This window comes from Sphingomonas mesophila (assembly GCF_003499275.1).
In the GTDB taxonomy this organism is placed as follows: Bacteria; Pseudomonadota; Alphaproteobacteria; order Sphingomonadales; family Sphingomonadaceae; genus Sphingomicrobium; species Sphingomicrobium mesophilum.
The window spans coordinates 1-653 of sequence record NZ_QWDF01000009.1; the positions used below are offsets into that span (position 1 = coordinate 1).

2 protein-coding genes are annotated in these 653 nt (G+C 41.5%); both read right to left on the bottom strand.

What is annotated here, in order from left to right:
- On the bottom strand, positions 1-225 hold a 225-nt coding region (gene rplX / locus D0Z60_RS11485), incomplete at its 3' end, for a 50S ribosomal protein L24 (protein ID WP_118858571.1).
- Between the two features lie 10 nt (positions 226-235).
- Positions 236-607, bottom strand: a complete 372-nt coding sequence (rplN, locus tag D0Z60_RS11490; RefSeq protein ID WP_118858570.1) for a 50S ribosomal protein L14 — start codon at positions 605-607, stop codon at positions 236-238.
- Positions 608-653 lie beyond the last annotated feature (46 nt).

The following is a 653-nucleotide window of genomic DNA, read 5'->3' on the forward strand; positions in this document are numbered from 1 at the left end:
CTCGGGTTGAAAATTGCAATTTGACGCATCAATTGCAGCTTCTTTCTTCACTAAGCCACCAGCTTTACCTAAAGCAGGAACCGGTTTTTCATGTTTAGTGATGATTTTAACGCCTTCAACAATCACTTTACCGTTTGGTAACACTTGAGTTACCTTACCACGTTTGCCCTTATCTTTACCGGTAAGAACAATTACTTCATCATTTTGACGGATTTTAGCAGCCATTACATTCCCCTTACAGTACTTCTGGAGCTAATGAAATGATCTTCATAAACTTCTCAGAACGAAGTTCACGAGTCACAGGTCCAAAAATACGAGTACCGATTGGTTGCTCAGTGTTATTGTTTAAAATTACACAAGCATTACCATCGAAACGAATAACTGAGCCATCTGGGCGACGAACACCCTTCTTGGTGCGCACAACAACTGCTTTTAACACATCACCTTTTTTAACTTTACCGCGTGGAATTGCTTCTTTCACAGTAACTTTGATAATGTCGCCAATAGCAGCGTAACGACGGTGCGATCCACCTAGAACCTTGATACACATTACGCTACGAGCCCCTGAGTTATCAGCAACATCCAGCATAGTCTGTTCTCGGATCATATTAGTGCTCCGTTAAATTAAAAAACACCCTTTCGGGACGAAAACC